This is a genomic window from Kitasatospora sp. NPDC088160 (genome assembly GCF_044741445.1).
GTDB lineage: Bacteria > Actinomycetota > Actinomycetes > Streptomycetales > Streptomycetaceae > Kitasatospora.
In genome coordinates this window covers 42,749-59,680 of the sequence record NZ_JBIUSS010000014.1, presented here as the reverse complement: position 1 = coordinate 59,680, position 16,932 = coordinate 42,749, and the positions used below count along the sequence as shown (strand labels likewise).

At 74.7% G+C, this 16,932-nt stretch carries 19 protein-coding genes; 9 read left to right on the top strand and 10 right to left on the bottom strand.

What is annotated here, in order from left to right; all coding sequences use genetic code 11:
* Window positions 1–42 precede the first annotated feature (42 nt).
* On the top strand, window positions 43–486 hold the full coding sequence (locus tag ACIOGZ_RS22660) for a TetR family transcriptional regulator C-terminal domain-containing protein (RefSeq protein ID WP_400986963.1): 444 nt from the start codon (window positions 43–45) through the stop codon (window positions 484–486).
* A gap of 92 nt (window positions 487–578) precedes the next feature.
* On the opposite strand, the gene ACIOGZ_RS22655 is transcribed toward ACIOGZ_RS22660, so the two are convergent.
* Together ACIOGZ_RS22655 and ACIOGZ_RS22650 are read right to left on the bottom strand one after the other, a co-directional pair.
* Window positions 579–1,037 carry a CBS domain-containing protein gene (locus ACIOGZ_RS22655; protein WP_363369659.1) on the bottom strand — a complete coding sequence of 153 codons (459 nt, stop codon included), beginning with the start codon at window positions 1,035–1,037 and terminating at the stop codon, window positions 579–581.
* A 77-nt stretch (window positions 1,038–1,114) separates the two neighbouring features.
* Window positions 1,115–2,086: an SPFH domain-containing protein gene (locus tag ACIOGZ_RS22650; protein ID WP_400986961.1), complete on the bottom strand. Its 972-nt coding sequence runs from the start codon at window positions 2,084–2,086 to the stop codon at window positions 1,115–1,117.
* 171 nt (window positions 2,087–2,257) lie between these two features.
* Between ACIOGZ_RS22650 and ACIOGZ_RS22645 the strand changes: the two genes are divergently transcribed.
* On the top strand, window positions 2,258–3,037 hold the full coding sequence (locus ACIOGZ_RS22645; RefSeq protein WP_363581712.1) for a uracil-DNA glycosylase: 780 nt from the start codon (window positions 2,258–2,260) through the stop codon (window positions 3,035–3,037).
* Window positions 3,038–3,119: 82 nt separating this feature from the next.
* On the opposite strand, the gene ACIOGZ_RS22640 is transcribed toward ACIOGZ_RS22645, so the two are convergent.
* Window positions 3,120–3,893 carry an SDR family NAD(P)-dependent oxidoreductase gene (locus tag ACIOGZ_RS22640; protein ID WP_400986959.1) on the bottom strand — a complete coding sequence of 258 codons (774 nt, stop codon included), beginning with the start codon at window positions 3,891–3,893 and terminating at the stop codon, window positions 3,120–3,122.
* A 147-nt stretch (window positions 3,894–4,040) separates the two neighbouring features.
* On the opposite strand from ACIOGZ_RS22640, the gene ACIOGZ_RS22635 reads away from it, so the two are divergent.
* Window positions 4,041–4,892 (top strand): helix-turn-helix transcriptional regulator, encoded by an 852-nt coding sequence (locus tag ACIOGZ_RS22635; RefSeq protein WP_363581708.1) that lies wholly within the window; start codon window positions 4,041–4,043, stop codon window positions 4,890–4,892.
* 7 nt (window positions 4,893–4,899) lie between these two features.
* Here the strand turns inward: ACIOGZ_RS22635 and ACIOGZ_RS22630 are convergent, their stop codons facing one another.
* Entirely contained in the window at window positions 4,900–5,787 is an 888-nt protein-coding gene (locus ACIOGZ_RS22630; protein WP_363581706.1) for a CHAD domain-containing protein, read from the bottom strand.
* Between the two features lie 284 nt (window positions 5,788–6,071).
* Here ACIOGZ_RS22630 and ACIOGZ_RS22625 point away from each other — a divergent pair, with 284 nt between their 5' ends.
* The 3 genes from ACIOGZ_RS22625 (at window position 6,072) to ACIOGZ_RS22615 (ending at window position 8,436) form a co-directional block, all read left to right on the top strand.
* Entirely contained in the window at window positions 6,072–6,746 is a 675-nt protein-coding gene (locus tag ACIOGZ_RS22625; RefSeq protein ID WP_400986957.1) for a hypothetical protein, read from the top strand.
* A 149-nt stretch (window positions 6,747–6,895) separates the two neighbouring features.
* Window positions 6,896–7,717, top strand: coding sequence for a thioredoxin domain-containing protein (locus ACIOGZ_RS22620; RefSeq protein ID WP_363581704.1), 822 nt, complete (start codon window positions 6,896–6,898; stop codon window positions 7,715–7,717).
* A gap of 68 nt (window positions 7,718–7,785) precedes the next feature.
* The gene (locus ACIOGZ_RS22615; protein ID WP_400986955.1) at window positions 7,786–8,436 is read left to right on the top strand and encodes a vitamin K epoxide reductase family protein; all 651 of its coding nucleotides are present in this window, start codon (window positions 7,786–7,788) and stop codon (window positions 8,434–8,436) included.
* Between the two features lie 33 nt (window positions 8,437–8,469).
* On the opposite strand, the gene ACIOGZ_RS22610 is transcribed toward ACIOGZ_RS22615, so the two are convergent.
* The 4 genes from ACIOGZ_RS22610 to ACIOGZ_RS22595 form a co-directional block, all read right to left on the bottom strand.
* Entirely contained in the window at window positions 8,470–8,967 is a 498-nt protein-coding gene (locus ACIOGZ_RS22610) for an NUDIX domain-containing protein (protein WP_400986954.1), read from the bottom strand.
* A gap of 170 nt (window positions 8,968–9,137) precedes the next feature.
* A complete protein-coding gene (locus tag ACIOGZ_RS22605; RefSeq protein ID WP_400986952.1) occupies window positions 9,138–10,211 on the bottom strand; it encodes a serine hydrolase domain-containing protein in 1,074 nt (357 codons plus the stop codon).
* A 46-nt stretch (window positions 10,212–10,257) separates the two neighbouring features.
* Window positions 10,258–10,770: a GNAT family N-acetyltransferase gene (locus ACIOGZ_RS22600; protein ID WP_363581696.1), complete on the bottom strand. Its 513-nt coding sequence runs from the start codon at window positions 10,768–10,770 to the stop codon at window positions 10,258–10,260.
* Between the two features lie 23 nt (window positions 10,771–10,793).
* A complete protein-coding gene (locus ACIOGZ_RS22595) occupies window positions 10,794–11,219 on the bottom strand; it encodes an ankyrin repeat domain-containing protein (protein WP_363581694.1) in 426 nt (141 codons plus the stop codon).
* Between the two features lie 448 nt (window positions 11,220–11,667).
* Here ACIOGZ_RS22595 and ACIOGZ_RS22590 point away from each other — a divergent pair, with 448 nt between their 5' ends.
* The 3 genes from ACIOGZ_RS22590 (at window position 11,668) to ACIOGZ_RS22580 (ending at window position 14,256) form a co-directional block, all read left to right on the top strand.
* Window positions 11,668–11,862, top strand: coding sequence for a hypothetical protein (locus tag ACIOGZ_RS22590; RefSeq protein WP_063346460.1), 195 nt, complete (start codon window positions 11,668–11,670; stop codon window positions 11,860–11,862).
* A gap of 127 nt (window positions 11,863–11,989) precedes the next feature.
* Window positions 11,990–13,606 (top strand): hypothetical protein, encoded by a 1,617-nt coding sequence (locus tag ACIOGZ_RS22585; protein WP_400986950.1) that lies wholly within the window; start codon window positions 11,990–11,992, stop codon window positions 13,604–13,606.
* Window positions 13,607–13,881: 275 nt separating this feature from the next.
* Window positions 13,882–14,256 carry an RNA polymerase-binding protein RbpA gene (locus tag ACIOGZ_RS22580; protein WP_030306127.1) on the top strand — a complete coding sequence of 125 codons (375 nt, stop codon included), beginning with the start codon at window positions 13,882–13,884 and terminating at the stop codon, window positions 14,254–14,256.
* 136 nt (window positions 14,257–14,392) lie between these two features.
* Here the strand turns inward: ACIOGZ_RS22580 and fxsA are convergent, their stop codons facing one another.
* Both fxsA and lnt read right to left on the bottom strand, forming a co-directional pair.
* The gene (fxsA, locus tag ACIOGZ_RS22575) at window positions 14,393–14,968 is read right to left on the bottom strand and encodes an FxsA family membrane protein (RefSeq protein WP_363581690.1); all 576 of its coding nucleotides are present in this window, start codon (window positions 14,966–14,968) and stop codon (window positions 14,393–14,395) included.
* A 55-nt stretch (window positions 14,969–15,023) separates the two neighbouring features.
* On the bottom strand, window positions 15,024–16,664 hold the full coding sequence (gene lnt, locus ACIOGZ_RS22570; protein ID WP_400986948.1) for an apolipoprotein N-acyltransferase: 1,641 nt from the start codon (window positions 16,662–16,664) through the stop codon (window positions 15,024–15,026).
* Between the last annotated feature and the right edge of the window lie 268 nt (window positions 16,665–16,932).

Here is a 16,932-nt window from a genome sequence, read left to right as displayed (position 1 = left end):
CGGCACTACTTCGCCGGCAGCTCCGAACTGATGATCTTCGCGATGCAGGAGCTGGCCCACCGCATCGACAGCCGGATCCGCACCCGCGCCCGCATCCTGCTCGACCCGGAGGGCGGCACCGACCGCCGCGCACAGGTCGAGGAACTCCTCGCCGAAACCCTCCCCCTGGACGCCGAGCGCCGGGAGGAGTCCGCGCTCTGGCTGTCCTTCGTCACCGCCGCCCGAACCCGCCCCGAACTCCGCTCCCGCGCCGCCGAGTTGCAGGCCGGACTGGACGAGCTGATCCACCGCGTCCTGGCGGAGGCCGAGCGCGCCGGCGCCCTGGCGCCCGGCCTCGACCTCGCCGTCGAGACCCGCCGCCTCTCCGCCCTGCTCGACGGCCTCACCCTCCAGGCCGTCCAGCACCCCGACCTGGTCGGCCCGGGCGAACTGCGCTCCGTGCTGCGCCGCCACCTCGACACACTGGCCGGACGATGCCCTGACTGATCGCAACGGCCCTGATCCGCCATAGCCCTGATCCACCACGGCCGGTACCGCCCCCCGGCCCGATCCGCCGCCGCCGTCAGACCCCGGCGCCGTCAGGCCCCGGCCTTGGCCGCCTCCTCCGTGGGCGCCTCCTCTGCGCAGACCGCCGACACGAACTCCGCGACCCGGGCCTGCGGCAGCCCGCGCGCGATGTCCGCCTCGCTGATCATCCCGACCAGCTTGTGCTCCGGGTGGTTGATCACCGGCAGCCGGCGCACCCGGTACTGCTCCATCACCCGTAGGACCTGCTCCGCGTCCTCGTCCGCCTCCACCGTCATCGGCCGGCCCAGGGCCAGCTCGCCCGCCGTCACCCCGGCCGGGTCCCGGCCCTCGGCGACACAGCGCAGCACGATGTCGCGGTCGGTCACGATGCCCAGCAGTTTGTCGTCCTCCCCGCAGATGGGCAGCGCGCCGACGTGCCGTTCCCGCATGATCCGGGCGGCGGCGGCGAGCGTCTCGTGCTCGCGGATGCACTCCGCGCCCGGGTGCATGATGTCGCTGGCTCTGGTCATGGTCCCGCCTCCTGGCCTGGCTTCCGCCCCCCTGTCCATCCTGGTCCGGGCCCGCGGAGGCCGCCACCGGGCACCGTTCAGGCCGCCTGGTCCGGCTCCGCGCGCCCGCCCGGCGCGTCCGCGCCCGGAAGCGGCGACTGGTCCAACAATTCCTCCGGTGGCGGGAGTTCGTGCTGCGACCGGTCCTGCTCGACCTCCGCGTTCGCCGCCTCCTCCCGCTCCACGGCGGCCCGTTCGGCGGCCTTCGCCGCTGCCGCCGCGGCATTCACCGCGGCCCGCTGCTGGTTGTCCGTCGCGCTGTCCAGGAAGCGCAGCAGCTCCACCGGGAAGGGCAGCACCAGCGTCGAGTTCTTCTCCGCCGCCACCTCCACCACCGTCTGGAGCAGCCGCAGTTGGAGCGCCGCCGGGGTCGCGCTCATCACCGCCGCCGCCTCCGACAACCGGGCCGAGGCCTGGTACTCACCGTCCGCCGTGATGATCCGCGCCCGCCGCTCCCGCTCGGCCTCCGCCTGCCGCGCGATCGAGCGCTTCATCGACTCCGGCAGCGCGACGTCCTTGATCTCCACCCGGTCGATCTGGATGCCCCAGCCCAGCGCCGGGCTGTCGATCATCAACTCCAGCCCCTGGTTGATCGGTTCGCGGTTGGCCAGCAGGTCGTCCAGCTCGCTCTTGCCGATGATCGAGCGCAGCGAGGTCTGCGCCACCTGGGAGATCGCGAACTGGTAGTCCTGCACGTTGACGGTCGCCCTCACCGGGTCCTCGACCCGGAAGTACACCACCGCGTCCACCCGGACGGTCACGTTGTCCCGGGTGATGCCCTCCTGCGCCGGGATCGGCATCGTCACGATCTGCACGTTCACCTTGCGCAACTTGTCCGCGATCGGCAGCAGCGCCACCAGCCCGGGCTCGCGCACCTCCCTGCGCACCCGGCCGAAGCGGAACACCACTCCTTTCTGGAACTGCTGGACGACCCGGACGCTCAGGCCCGCCCAGATCGCCCCCAGCCCGACCAGCCCCCCGATGGCACCCAGCACCGCATCGACGATCATCGCGGCCTCCTTGCGGCCTCGGCGAGGCCTCCTCGCGCACCAGCCAGCCCCGGCCGTCGCCGACCCGGCCCAGCCGGGGGCCGCCGGAGCAGCTGATTCCACGCTACGCCTGCCCGGGCAGGCCGGCGCAGGGCCGATGCGGGGCCAGAGACGGACCGTAGGATCGTGGCCATGCCGCAGTCCGCCGCCGACGACCCCGGCCACCCCCGCCACCCCGCCGAGGCCGCCGCCCGCGCCACCTCGCTCACCGCACTGGACCGCGTCGTCACCGACTGCCGGGCCTGCCCTCGCCTGGTCCAGTGGCGCGAGGAGACCGCCCGCACCAAGCGCCGCGCCTACCTGGACTGGGACTACTGGGCCCGCCCGATCCCCGGCTTCGGCCCGCCCGACGCCCCGCTCGTCCTGGTCGGCCTCGCCCCCGCCGCCCACGGCGCCAACCGCACCGGCCGGATCTTCACCGGCGACCCCTCCGGCGACCTGCTCTACGCGGCGCTCCACGACCTCGGACTCGCCAACCGCCCCGAGTCCGTCCGGTACGGCGACGGCCTGCGCCTGCACGGCGTCCGCATCACCGACCCGGTCCGCTGCGCCCCGCCCGACAACAAGCCCAGCACCGCCGAACGCGACACCTGCCGCCCCTGGATCACCCGCGAACTCCAGTTGCTGCGCCCCACCGTACGAACCGTCGTCGCCCTCGGCGGCTTCGCCTGGCAGGCCCTCCTGCCCGCCCTCGCGCAGGCCGGCTGGCAGGTCCCCCGGCCCCGACCCGCCTTCGGTCACGGCGCCCTGGCCGTCCTTCCCGCCACCGACGGCGGCCCCGCCCTCCAGCTGTACGGCTGCTACCACGTGAGCCCGCGCAACACCAACACCGGCCGCCTCACCACCCCCATGCTCCGCGCCCTGCTCCGCACCGCCGCCCGGTCGGCCGGGCTGGAACCGGCGCCGGAGTAGGCCCGGCGGCACCGACCCCCGTACGGTGCCGCCGGGCCCGCCCCGACCGACCGGGTCTTCCCCGAACCGGCCGGGCCCGCACTCAGTCGAACCGCCGGGTCGCGGTGATCCCGCCGTCCACCGGCAGGGTCACCCCGGCCACGTACGACGCCCGGTCGCTCAGCAGCCAGGCCGCCGCCTCCGCGATCTCGGTGTCCGAGCCCGCCCGGCCCAGCGGGGTCGAGCGGACCACCAGGGCGTCGAACTCCGGGCCGGACGCGAAGAACTGCTCCGTCGAGGGCGTCCGCACCACGCCGGGCGCGACGGCGTTGACCCGGATGCCGTGTCGGGCGTAGTCGGCGGTGGCCGCCTTCACCAGGCCGGTCAGGCCGTGCTTGGCAGCCTGCTGGACGCCGTCCCCGAAGCCGCCGACCAGCGCGCCCACCCCGGAGTTGAGCACCACGGCGCCGCCCCGACCGCCCGCCGCCATCGCCCGCAGCTGGGCCCGCAGGCAGAGCCAGCTGCCGCGCAGGTTGAGCGCGTGGGTGTCGTCCCACTCGGCCTCGGTGCGCTCGGCGAGCGGGGCCGGCGACAGGCCGGAGCCCGCGTTGTCGAAGGCCGCGTCCAGCCGGCCGTACGTCGTGAGCGCCGCCTCGACCGTCCGCTCGGCGCCCTCCGCGGCGGTCAGGTCGGCGACGACGGCCACCGCCCGGGCCCCGCCGGCCCGCAGCTCGGCGGCCAGCGCCTCCACCTCGGCGCCGGAGCGGGCGGCCAGCACCAGCAGCGCGCCCTCCCGGGCGAACAGCCGGGCGGCGGCCGCGCCGATGCCGCGCCCGGCGCCGGTGACGATCGTGACCTTGTCGTCGAGAAGTCCCATGCGGCGAGCCTCCCGGAGCCCCGCCCGGACCACCAGCGGCCAGCCCTTCCCGGGGACGGGCCGACCAGGGACCGGCCGACCGGGGACGGGCCGACCAGGGACGGCCAGGTCCTGGCTAACCCCGCCCGGCTGTGGCAGCGTGACCGCATGCCCGAGACCCCGCTGGGCGCGTTCCTGCGCGCCCGCCGCGCCCGCCTCGCGCCCGCCGAGGCGGGCCTGCCCCCGGCCGGGCGCCGCCGGACGCCCGGGCTGCGCCGCGAGGAGGTGGCGGCCCGTGCGGGCATCTCCGCCGACTACTACGCCCGGCTGGAGCAGGGCCGCCAGCGGGTGCCCACCGGCCCGGTCCTCGACGGCATCGCCGAGGCCCTGCAACTGGCCGGGGCGGAGCGCGCCTACCTGCACCGGCTGGCCGCCCGGCACCGCGCACCGGCCGGGGCACCGCCCGAGCCGCCGGCCGTCTCCGCCACCACCCTGGCGCTGCTGGACACCCTGGACGCCGCGCCCGCCTTCGTCACCGGCCCGACCTTCGAACTCCTCGCCTGGAACCGCCCGGCCGGCCTGCTGATGGCCTGGCCGGAACGGCGCCCGCCCCACGAGCGCAACCTGCTCTGGCAGGTGTTCTGCTGCCCGTACGGGGACCGCTCACAGGGCAACTTCGCGGCCACCGGCTCGATCGGCGCGGACCTCGTCGCCTCGCTGCGCGCCCACCACGCGGACCGCCCGGGGGACCGCGGGCTCACCCGCCTGGTCCGCCGGATGTCCTCGGACAGCCCGGCCTTCGCCGCGCTGTGGGATCGCCACCGGGCCGGCCCGCCCGGCCCCGGCCGGCTCCACATCCGCCACCCGGCACTGGACACCGACGTCCTGGACTACACGGTGCTCGCCCTGCCCGAGGAGGGCCGGTACGTCTTCGTCTGCCTCGCCCCACCCGGCAGCCGCGCCCGCCACGCCTTCGTCGCCGCCCACGACGCGGCCCCGGCCCACGCGGCGCCGACCTAGGTTCGCCCTAGCCGAACCGCGGCAGCTTGCGCCCCGCCGCCCGGTCCCACACCTGGGGCAGCCTGGCCCGGGCCGTCTCGGCGGCGGTGAGCTGGCGGGCGTAGAGCGCCCCGAGGCCGAAGGGCTCGCCGCTGTCGGCGGCCTGCCCGGCGAGGGTGTCGGCGGCGATCACCGCGTCCTGGTGCTCGCCCAGCAGTTCCTGGACGGCCTTCATCCGGTCCGTGTACCGCTCGGCGGCCGCGCCGACCGCCGGGGCGGCGGTCTCGCCGGCGTAGCGGGCGCGTTTGGCGGCCTTGCGGGCCTCGTGCAGGGCGCGGTCGCGCTGCTCGGCGGGCCCGGCCCCGGCGTCGAGGGCCGCCCGGACGCGCTCGCCGGTGCGGTGCTGCTCGCGCTCGGCGATCCGGGCCAGCTCGGGGACGGCGTCACGGCCGGCCCGGCGGCGCAGCGGGGGGTCGGCGAGGAGGGTGGCGAGGGCGTCGGCGAGGGCGCGGCGGCGCGGGCTGTCGAGGGCCGCGAGCACCTCGGGCCAGGCCTGCCGGTACTCGGCCCGCCCCCACCGCTCCAGCTCCGCCGCGACCCGCTCCGGCCGGCAGACGGCGGGCAGTGCCCGGGCCTGGGCGGCCAGCCGCTCGGCGAGCACCTCGCCGTCCCGGGCGCGGCCGAGGGCGGCTGCGAGCCAGCGCAGTTCGGCGACCAGGTGGTCGGTGGCCCCGGGGGCGAACAGCCGCCGGAAGGTCCGCAGGGCGCTGCGCAGCCGCCGGCAGGCGACCCGCATCCGGTGCACCGCGTCCGGTTCGTCCGCCCGGACGGCGTCGTCGAGGCCGGCCAGCACCGCCGCCTGGGCGCCGAGGCGGTCCAGCAGCACCTGCCCCACCGTGGTGGCGGGTCGCGCCATGAGCGCTCACCCCCTCATCGGGGTCACCGGGAACGCATTCCAGGCTACGGGCCCCGGGGCCCCATGACGACCAGGACCGCGATGGGGACGAGCAGGCCCGGGCGGGGACGAGCAGGCCCGGGACGACCGCGCGGCGCACAGGACGCCGACCCGCACGAACAGCGAAGCGATCCCGGCTGAGCGCGCGTCAGGCGGGTGAACGAACGGCCTCCGGCGGACAACGCTTCCACTCCCCGGGTACGCGCCCTCGTGCCGGATGTAAGCGTCGTGGCATACTCCGGGACGTGACGACCTCCACCCATGCGATCAGGGCCCTGCGGGCCGCGGTGTTCACCGCGCTCGCCGTGCCGCTGTCCGCGCTGGGCCAGGTGGTCATCACGGGTCGCCCGCTGCCGCTCTCGCTGGTGGCGACCGCGACCGCCGTCGTCTTCCTGGTCGCGGCCGCGCTGGCCGGCGGGGAGCGGCGGCTGCTGCACATCTCCGGTGTGCTGGTGCCGGTCGAGCTGCTGCTCAACACGACGTTCAACCTGGGGCAGGCCGGCTGTGGGCCGATCCTGTCCGAGCACGTGCCCGCGCGCGGCGTGAACCTGCTGGTGTGTGGCGGCGGTTCGGTGGACGGGTCGCTGCTGGCCGGTCCGCTGGGCCACGTGGGGCCGCTGGCCCCGGCGGCGACCCAGGTGCTGCTCCTGCTGGTGCACCTGGTGATCGCACTGGCCGCCGCTGCCTGGCTGCGGCTGGGCGACGCGGCCCTGTCGGGCCTGGCCCGGTCGCTGCGCGCGCTGCGCCAGTCGCTGGCCCGCCCGTTGCGCGCCCTGGTCCTGCTGCTGCTCCCGGCTCCGGTTCGGCCGGTGCTGCGGGTGCCGCTGCCGGTGTCGGACCGCGTGCGGCCGCGCCGCGAGGACGTGGTGCTGAGCCCGGCTCCCCGGCGTGGTCCGCCGGTTCTCGCGCCTGCCTGCTGACCCGCCCGAGGCCTTCCCGAGGCCTTTTGGGGCCGCCGCGCACGTTCGTCCGCAGGCAGCGCGCACAACTCCCGCGTTCACTCGATCCCGCCGCACCCGGTGCGGTTTCCCGCGCGCATCCGCGCGCCGCGTACAGGAGTTGACCTTCCATGGCTCAGACCCCCAGCAAGCAGCAGGCCAAGCGCATCAGTGCCCGTGAGCGGATCCAGGAGGCGCAGCGCATCGAGCAGGCGGCCTCGAAGCGCCGTCAGCGGATCGTCGTGGTGGTGTCCGCCGTCGCGGTGCTCGCCCTCGCGGGCGGAGCGGCGGTCGCGATCAACTCGGCGTCCGGCAAGAAGGACTCGAAGGCGGCCGCCGATGCGGCCGCGCCGACGGAGCTGGTCGTCCCGGCGAACGCCTCCGGCCCGGACGGCACGGTGATCACCTACGGCAAGGCCGACGCCCCGCACACCATGGAGGTGTACGAGGACTTCCGCTGCCCGGTCTGCAAGCACTTCGAGGCGGCGAACGGCGAGGCGGTCAAGAAGCTGACCGAGGACGGCTCGGTCAAGGTGGAGTTCCACCTGGCGGCGTTCCTGGACAACGCCCTCGGCGGCAAGGGCTCGCGCACCGCGCTGGCCGCCGCGGGGGCCGCGCTGAACGAGGGCGTGGACAAGTTCAAGCAGTTCCACGACGTGCTGTACGCCAACCAGCCCGACGAGCGGAAGGACGACTTCGGCAACGTCAACCACATCCTCGACCTGGCCGGCCAGGTGCCCGGGCTGAAGACGGACGCCTTCGTGAAGGCCGTCACCGACAAGACGTACGCGCCGTGGGCGGCGAAGGTCGCGGACGCGTTCAACGGCAGCGGGGTGACGGGCACCCCGACGGTCAAGGTGGACGGCAAGCCGATCACGCTGTTCAGCGGCCAGTCCACGGTGACGCCGGAGCAGTTCACCGCCCAGGTGAAGCAGGCCGCCGGCCTGAAGTAAGCACGGCACCACCGGCCCGGCCGAACCCCGGCCGGGCCGGCTCCTCCCAGCCACCGGAGTGTGCTGCCATGTCCGCCGCTACCTCTGTGCACCCCTCCCCTCCCGCCCCCGGCGCCCCCGGCCGTGCGCCGGTCGGCGCGGGCCGGACGTTCTCACTGCTGCTGTTCCTCGGCGGGCTGATCGGGCTGGCCGCCTCGGCCGTCCTGACCTTCGACAAGCTCCGCATCCTGGAGAACCCGTCCTACGTCCCCAGTTGCAACCTCAATCCGGTGATCAGCTGCGGTTCGGTGATGCGCACCGAGCAGGCGGAGGTCTTCGGTTTCCCGAACCCGCTGCTCGGGCTGGCCGCCTTCGGCGCGCTGGCGGCGGTTGGGGCGGGGCTGCTGGCCGGTGCCGCGTACCGGCGCTGGTTCTGGCTGGGCCTGCACGCGGGCACCCTGCTGGGGGTGGTGTTCGTGCACTGGCTGATCGACGAGGCGCTGTACCGGATCGGCGCGCTGTGCCCGTACTGCATGGTGGTGTGGGCGACGGTGGTGGTGCTGTTCTGGTACACGACGCTGCACAACCTCCGGACGGGGGTGATCCCGGTGGGCCCGCGGCTGCGGCCGGTCGTGCGGGAGGCGGCGCGCTACCACTGGGCGGTGCCGGTGCTGTGGGCGGCGGTGATCGCGCTGCTGATCCTCAATCGGTTCTGGTACTACTGGAGCACGCTGGCCTGACGGGTCTGACGGACTGGCATATTTGACGGATCGTCAGCCTACGTATCCCGTGGAGTGCAGCAGCGCGGTGGCGCCGGTGCGCCGGGCCGCCAGGGCCCGGGTGAGCCGGCGCGCCGCGCAGGGGTGCAGCAGTGCGGCCGCCCGGGCGGGGGTGAAGTACCCGCACTCGGCGATCTCCTCGGCCTGCACCCGGATGGTCGCGCCGGCCGGGACCGTTCCGCCGTCGAACATGAACTGCACGGCGGGGTGGGCGTGTTCGCCCTGGCCGGGGATCGGATCGCGCCACTCGACGACGAGCAGCCGCAGCTCGCCGACCACCAGCCCGGTCTCCTCGCGCAGTTCGCGGGCGGCGCATTCGGCGGGGCCCTCGCCCGGGTCCATCCCACCGCCGGGGAACTGCCACTGGGCGCGGTAACTGGCCTTCAGCAGCAGGACGTCGCCGCCTTCGCCGGTGAGCAGCACGCTGCAGCCGACGTAGGCGCGCAGCAGTCCGGCCAGCCAGTCCTGTTCCGAGAGCCAGGTGTCCGTCATCGCGCCTCCTCCGCCGGTGCCCCGTCCCGGTGGCCACTCTGCCGCAACCCCCGTGCCGGATCCGGCGGTTCGTGCCCTAATCCACCCGATCGGGTACTCGACGCAGGAACGGACCCAGGGGCTCTCTTTCGGATCACGCCGCGCGCCCGGCGCGATCCGGAAGAGAGCCCCTAACCGAAGACCGCCCGCCGGTAGGCGTTGCGCAGGTCGGTGAGCGGCTGGATGCCGCGGTCGTAGTGGACCTTGTTGGTGAGCAGCAGCGCCCAGCGGCCGAGCCGCCGGGAGATCCAGATGCCGGTGCCGGTGAAGCCGTAGTGGACGAAGACGCCCTCGGCGGGGTCGGTGCCGGGGGCGTACAGCCAGGACAGGCCGCGGGCGGGGGCGAGGCCGCCGGTCTGTTCGCGCAGCGACTCGGCGATCCAGGCCTCGCCCCAAGGCAGTTGGGGCGGCGGGGCGAGCAGCGCGGTGAGGAAGCGGGCGAGGTCGCGGGCGGTGGAGAAGGCCCCGGCGTTGCCGGAGACGCCGCCGAGCAGCCGGGCCGAGGGGTCGTGGACGACGCCGCACAGGTGGATCCCGGCCCGCGGGTCGTACTCGGTGGGCGCGGTGCGGGCGGTGTCGGCGGGGCCGAGCGGCCCGTACCGGGTGTCGGCCATGGCGAGCGGCCGCCAGATCCAGCGGGTGGCGAGCTCGTCCAGCGGCGCGCCGCCGAGGTCCTCGACGAGGTAGCCGAGCAGGACGGCGGCGCGGTCGGTGTACTCGACGGCCGCACCGGGGGCGCGGTGCAGCGGGGCGGCGATCACCCCGGCCCGGATCGCCGCGAGGTCGGGCCCGTAGAGCTGCTCGAATCCGGTGCGAGGGAGCATTCCGGCGGTGTGTGCGAGGAGTTGACGGACCGTCACCGCACCGGCGGGGTGCCCGGAGGCGGGCGGCCACCAGTGGCCGAGCGGTGCGTCGAGCGGGAGCCGCCCGGCCTGCCGGAGCACTCCGGCGCAGGGCCAGAGGGCGATGATCTTGGTGAGGCTGGCGAGGTCGTACCGGGTGTCCGGCCCGGGGGCGAGCCGGGCGTACGGGCCCTGCCCGAGCACGCCGTGCGCGCCGCCGCCGAGCGTCCCCCAGGCCTCGCCGACGGCCCAGACGGCGCCGGCCCCGACGGTGCGCACGCCGCCCCGGACCAGCCGGTCCAGCTCCCCACCGGGCGCGGCCAGGGCGGGGAGCCGGTCGGCTCCTGGCGGTTGCTGGCTCATCGTCCCCCCTCAGAGGTGTCGTGAGCCTACCCGGCGGGCGGGCCGGTCAGGCCGCCGCGGGAAGTTCCTTGCCGAGGCAGATGCTCTGCGGGTGGTCGCGGTAGATGCCGAACTTCCGGATCGCCGCGTACCCCTCGGACCCGTACAGCGCCACGGCCTCGGGCTGCTCGGTGCCGGTCTCCAGGATGACGCGGGTGCGTCCGGCCTCGGCGGCGGTCTGCTCCAGGCGGCGCAGCACCGCCCGGGCCAGGCCACGGCCGCGGGCGGCGGGGACCACGAACATCCGCTTCAGCTCGACGTCGCCGTCACGCAGCCCGTCCGGCCCGGCCTGCTTGGCCCGCCAGCCCCCGCAGGCGACCGGTCGGCCGTCGAGGTAGGCGACCAGGAACAGACCGGCCGGCGAGTCGAAGTCATCGAGGTGCAGCACGGTCTCGTCGGGGTCGCCGTAGCGGCGGACGTACTCCTGCTGCACCTCCGCCGACAGGGCCTGGGCGTCGGGGTGGGCGTAGCCGGTGACGCGGAACTCGACGGTTCCGGCCTCCATGGTGGTGCTCTTCATGAGGGAAGAGCCTACGACCTGGATCAGCGGGCCTCGAAACGGGCGACCAGCTCGTTCTTGCCGAACATCCGTGCGGTGTCGACGGCGTTCGGGGTGCCGGCGGCGGGGTCGGCGCCGCCGTCCAGCAGGACGGTCAGCACGTCCTCGGCGCCCTTGAAGACGGCGCCGGCGAGCGGGGTCTGGCCGCGGTCGTTGGCGCGGTTCGGGTCGGCGCCTCGCGCCAGCAGGGCTTCGACGGTGGCGGCGTGGCCGTGGTAGGCGGCGAGCATGAGCAGGGTGTCGCCGCGGTCGTTGGTGAGGTCGGCGGGCGCGCCGGCGTCCACGTAGGCGGCCAGGGTGTCGGTCTCGCCGGCCCGGGCGGCGTCGAAGAGCTTTCCGGCCAGGGCGATCACCTCGGCGTCGGGGGCGCCGGGGGCGTCGGCGGGCTGCTGGCTGGCGGCGTCGGTCATGGCGGGCGGCCTTTCCGGTCTGCGGGCTCTGCGGGTCCTACGGGTTCTGCGGGTTCTACGGGTTCCGCAGGCGGCAGAGCCACGGTGGAGGAGTGTCGCTGGCGGAGTGCGGCTGGAGGAGCCGCGCGTACCGCACCGTAGCGGCCGGGTGCCGGGCCGGGCCAGCGCGCGTCCGGATGGCGGATGGCAGCCCTTGAACGGCGGCCATCCGGGCGAACTTCCCCGACCCCCCGGAAACCTCCCGCCCACCCGGCGGGAATGCCTCGCCGCACTGGAACTGCGCGGGACACGGCCCCACCCCGGCCGGTCCGCCCGCCTTCGCCCGAACTCCAGGGCGACGTTGAACGGGAAACCACCCATTTGCACCGTTCCATCATCTATTACTTTTTGTCACGATTAGCGCACTTTCCGTAACACGGTCCCCGTCCCCCTCCCCGAGGAGCAGAACGTGATCCTCTCGATTTCCGGCATCGTCCTGTTCGGCACCATCGCCTTTCTGTTCTTCCGCAGGGACGGGCTGAAGGTCTCCCACGCCGTCGTCTGCGCCCTCTTCGGCTTCTACGTCGCCGGTTCCTCGATCGCCCCGAGCATCACCGCCGGCGGCGCCAGCCTGGCGAGCCTGCTCGGCGGCCTCAAGTTCTAGCGGTCCACGTTCCAGGCGCTGCCACTCCCCCGCACGGGCCCGGGCGCGGATCCCACCGCCCCGGGTCCCGTCGTACCGGCTCCGCCCCCGCCACCCGACCCGTCCCACTCGCCCGGGGAGTCAAGGAATGCCGCTCCAACGCCATCTCAGCAAGGGCCGCGAGATCGCCCGAACCGCCGGGGACCACGCCTCCGACATGTTCGCCCCGCTCTCCGTGATCGGCCGCGGACTGCGCCACCACGCGGGCTGGGCCAAGGACCGCTGGAACGCCACCCCGAAGGAGCGCCGCGGCCCGACGCTGTTCCTCTCCGCCGCGATGCTGGTCGGCGTCTACCTGCTGCCGCACGGCCTGCTGTTCGCCCTGATCGCCCTGATGGCCAGCTCCGCCTGGGCCGGCCGGGCCCCCAAGCCCGCACCCGCCCCGCCCGCCCCGGACGTCGCCGACATCAAGCTCGGCGCGCTCTACGCGGCGCTCACGCCGTACCTGTGCGGCCCCGAGGACGCCAACCCGCTGTACCACTACGAGGGCCACTACAAGAACGCCTTCGACTCCTGGGAGTTCGACGACGAGGGCCGGCTCTCCCGGCTGGAACTCGGCTACCCGGCGTACTTCACCGACACCGAGCCGACCGCGCGGGCCCGGATCGAGCAGGTCGTCCAGGGCAAGGCCGGCCGGGCCCGGGAGTACCGCTTCGACTGGGACGAGGAGTCCAACCGGCTGCGGATCGCCGCGCTCACCCCGCTGCCCGCCGACATCGTCGCCCAGCGCTTCGTGGCCGCCCCCGGCGAGATCGTGCTCGGCTTCACCGACGAGGACGGCACCGCCCGGACCATCCCGGTCACCCAGGGCGGCGCGATCGCCCAGCAGCCGCCGGTCGTCTGGCGCACCGGCCCCCGCTCGGCCGAGCCGCACCTGCTGGCGCTCGGCGTCACCGGCTACGGCACCTCCAGCCTGATCCGCTCGATCGCGCTCCAGGCGCTCCCGTACGGGGACCTGGTGGTGGTCGACGGCGCGGGCACCGGGGAGCACGCCTGCCTGGTCAACCGGCCCGGCGTGCACACCGTGGAGACCAGCCTGCACGGCGCGCTGGCCGCGCTGGAGTGGGCCGCGCAGGAGACCGAGCGCCGGCTCGCCGCGCTGAACGCCGCCCGGCACGCCGGCACCGCGCCCCCCGAGGACGCCACCCGCCCGCTCTGGCTGCTCCTGGACCACCCGACCGAGCTGAGCGAGCTCGCCCACGCCGAGGGCCGCCCGGACCCGCAGGACCTGCTGGAGCTGCCACTGCGGCACGGCCGCGCCGCCCGCGTCACCGTGGTGATCGCCGACGACGTCGAGGCCAGGGGCCGGATCACCTCGACCGTGCGCTCCACCACCCGGGCCCGGGTCGTACTCGGCCCCGCCGGCCCCGAGGAGGGCCACGCCGTGCTCGGCGCGCCGCTGGACATCGTGCCCGCCGCGCACGCCCCCGCCGGCCGCGGCTACGCCCGGATCGGCAACGGCACCCCCGTCCGGCTCCAGGTGCCCGCCACCGTCGACCCGCTGGACGAGGAGGCCCCGGCCCAGCTGCGGGACGCGGTGATCGCCCTGCTGCCGCACCGCGACACCCGCACCGAGGCCGCCGCCGACCTGCCGCCCCGGCCGGAGCGCCCGCCGGTGGTCCTGCCCGCCGATCCGGCCCCCCGGGCCCACCCGGTCGACCTCGCCAAGGGCGAGCCGATGATCCGTTCCCGCCCGATCTCCTGACCACGTCGGGCGGGGGCGGCGGCGGTCGTCGAATCCCGCCCCGGTAGGCTCGTCCCGGAAAGGCCGACCGATCACCAGATGTGAAATAGGTGACACCTAGGGTGATATCCACGGCCAGATGTGACAAATCGGGCGCCGATGGGTACAAACAGGGGCGGCACGACAGACGACGCATGTCCCCGGACGGGAATCTTCGTCGGAAGCCGAGCGTTGACCGAACGACGAAGAACAGCGACCACTAGTCCTGTGGGCCATAAGCCCGGGAGGCACGATTCATGAGCGAGCGAGCTCTCCGCGGCACGCGACTCGGGGCCACTAGCTACGAGACCGACCGCGGTATCGATCTGGCTCCCCGCCAGACCGTCGAGTATGCATGTCAGAACGGACACCGATTCGAGGTTCCTTTCTCGGTCGAGGCGGAGATCCCCCAGGCCTGGGAATGCCGCTTCTGTGGCCAGGAGGCGGTACTTCTCGACGGCGACGAGCCGGAAGAGAAGAAGGTCAAGCCGACGCGTACCCATTGGGACATGCTGATGGAGCGCCGGACCCGTGAGGAACTGGAGGAGGTACTGGCCGAGCGACTGGCCGTGCTCCGCTCCGGCGGAATGAACCTCGCGGTACACCCGCGGGACACCCGCAAGAGCGCCTGACCTCGCTCCCGCCACGGCGGGAGGACGCGAAAAGGGACCCTGGTCACCAGGGTCCCTTTCGCGTTCCCGCCTCGCGTTCCCGCGCGCTCCCGGGAAGGCGAGGCGAGGCCGGCTCTCGCGTTCCCGGGAGGGGCGGTCAGCCCGAGATCGGCGGGCGGTAGGTGGTGTCCGGGCCCTGCGGACCGCGCGGGCCATCACCGGGCTCCACCACCTCGCCCTGGATCACCTTGCCGTCCGGGCGGTGGATGCGCAGCTGTTCCTGCAGCCGCATCGCGTCCGCGAACGGATCAGCCCCGGCGACGGTGCTGCGCAGCGCCTTGTCGGCCACCCGGCGGCCACCGGCCCGCCAGAGCGCCCGGGTGGGCGGGAACAGCAGGGTGAGCGCCACCAGGTCCGACAGGAAGCCCGGGACGATCAGCAGCAGGCCCGCCAGCACCGTCAGGCTGGTGCCGGTCTCGGGCTGCTCGGACTTCGGGTCCTTGCTCTGCTCGATCGCCGCGGACAGCGCCTTCAGCCCGGCCCGCTTGATCAGCGAACCGCCGATCAGCGCGCCCGCGATGAGCAGCAGCACGACGACGAATCCACCCAGCCACGAGCCCACTTGGACCAGCAGCCAGATCTCCAGCACCAGCCAGGCGGTGATCAGCAGCGGCAGCACCCGGCGGAGCTTGCCGCGCGGGGCCGGACGGGCGGGGGTAGCTTGCTGGGTCACGGTACGAATCCACTCCAAGCAGTGCTCTGCGCGCCGCACGGGAGGTCCGGGCCGGCTACGGCACCACCTGGTCCAACGATTCCCCCGCGGCCGGTGTTCCGGCGCCGGTCTTCCGTCGGCGGCCGACCAGCACGCCCGCGCCGCAGGCCAGCAGGCCCGCGAGGGCCAGCGTCCACTCCGGCGCGGCGCCGACCCGGTCGGCGACCGTGGTGCCGTCGCGCAGCGGGACGACCGCCGACAGCTCGGCCGCGGTCAGCTCCTCGGTACGCTGCTGGACCGTGCCGTCCGGGGCGATCACCGCGCTGATGCCGCTGGTGGCGGCGATCAGCACGGCCCGGCCGTGCTCGACCGCGCGCAGCCGGCTCATCGCGAGCTGCTGCTCGGGCTGGCCGGTCTTGGCATAGGTCGCGTTGTTGGTCTGGACCACCAGGACGCGGGCGCCGCTGTCCACGGTGTCGCGGACGATCTCGTCGTAGGCGACCTCGAAGCAGATCACGTCGCCGATCCGGGCCGGGCCGAGCTGCATGACGCCGTTGTGGTCGCCGGGGTAGAAGTCCCGGGCGACCCGCTGGAGCCGGGTGATCACCTTCATCAGCTGGGCGCGGAACGGCACGTACTCCCCGAACGGGACGGGGTGCTGCTTGGTGTAGGAGGCGCCGGGGCCGGTCTTCGGGTCCCAGACGATGCCCTCGTTCTGGACGTGCTGCGCGTCCGGGCCGTCCACCAGGGTGCCGACCAGGGTGGGCACGCCCACCGTCTTCACGGCCTGGTCGATGCGCTGGTAGGCGAGCGGGTCGCTGAACGGGTCCAGGTCGGAGGAGTTCTCCGGCCAGATCACGATGTCGGGGCGCTCGACCTTGCCAGCGGCGATGTCCGCGGCCAGCCGCTCGGTCGCCACCGCGTGGTTGTTGAGGACCATCATCGGGCGGCCCAGGAAGTCCATGCCCGGGTTGGGCACGTTGCCCTGGACGATGGCGACCTTCACGGTCTCGGCCGGCGCGGTCGGCACCGGCACCAGGTACCCGGCCAGCAGCGCGGCCACCGCGCCCAGCCCCGCCAGCGCGGCGGCCCGGGGCGTCTTGCGCGGCCCGCGCAGGCGCAGCGCGGCGCCGGCGAGCAGGGCTCCCGAGAGGGCGACCGCGAAGGTCACCAGCGGTGCGCCGCCGAGCGCGGCCAGCGGCGTGAACGGGGTCGCGGTATTGGCGAAGGACAGCCGCCCCCACGGGAAGCCGCCGAACGGCAGCCGGTCGCGCGCCCACTCCTGGGTGATCCACAGGCAGGCCGCCCAGAGCGGCCAGGCCGGCAGCCGGGAGGTGAGGGCCAGACCGCCGCCGAGGACGGCCAGGAACAGTGCCTCCACGACCGACAGGCCGACCGTCGCGTCCCAGCCGACCACCCGCAGCCAGCTGAGCAGCAGCAGGAAGAACGGCAGACCGAAGGCGAAGCCCGTCCAGGCCGCCTGCCGGACGGTGCGGCCCCGGGTGAGCAGGGACAGCGCGGCGACGCCGAGCAGCGACAGCGGCCACAGGTCGAAGGGCGGGAAGGCGAGTGCGAGCAGCAGACCCGCCAGGGCCGCGAGGCCGGTGCGGGGAAGGCCCGCCCGGACCTTGGCGACGGCGCGGGCGGCCCGGCCGGGCCTGGGCGCCGACTCCGCCGGCTCGGGTGCGGCCCCGGGCCGCTCCTGGGTGACGGGCATGGCCACCGGCGCACCATCTTCCTGGATCTTGCTGTTCGGACGCTGTCCGAAGAAGGTACCCCGGAAGGTCAGGGAAGCGTGAGGTCAGGGTGGTAACAGGGTCAGCGGCTCACGGCCCGGCGGGCCTTGCCGCACACGCCCCCGACCGGGCGGCGGGGTCGGCGGCGTGGTGCTGCCCGCCCAGGGGCTCCGGGCGGAAGTCCGGGCGGGCAGCTCGCGGGGGACGGTGAAGCCGGCGGGGACCAGCGGGGCGGTCGTCCCGGGGGTC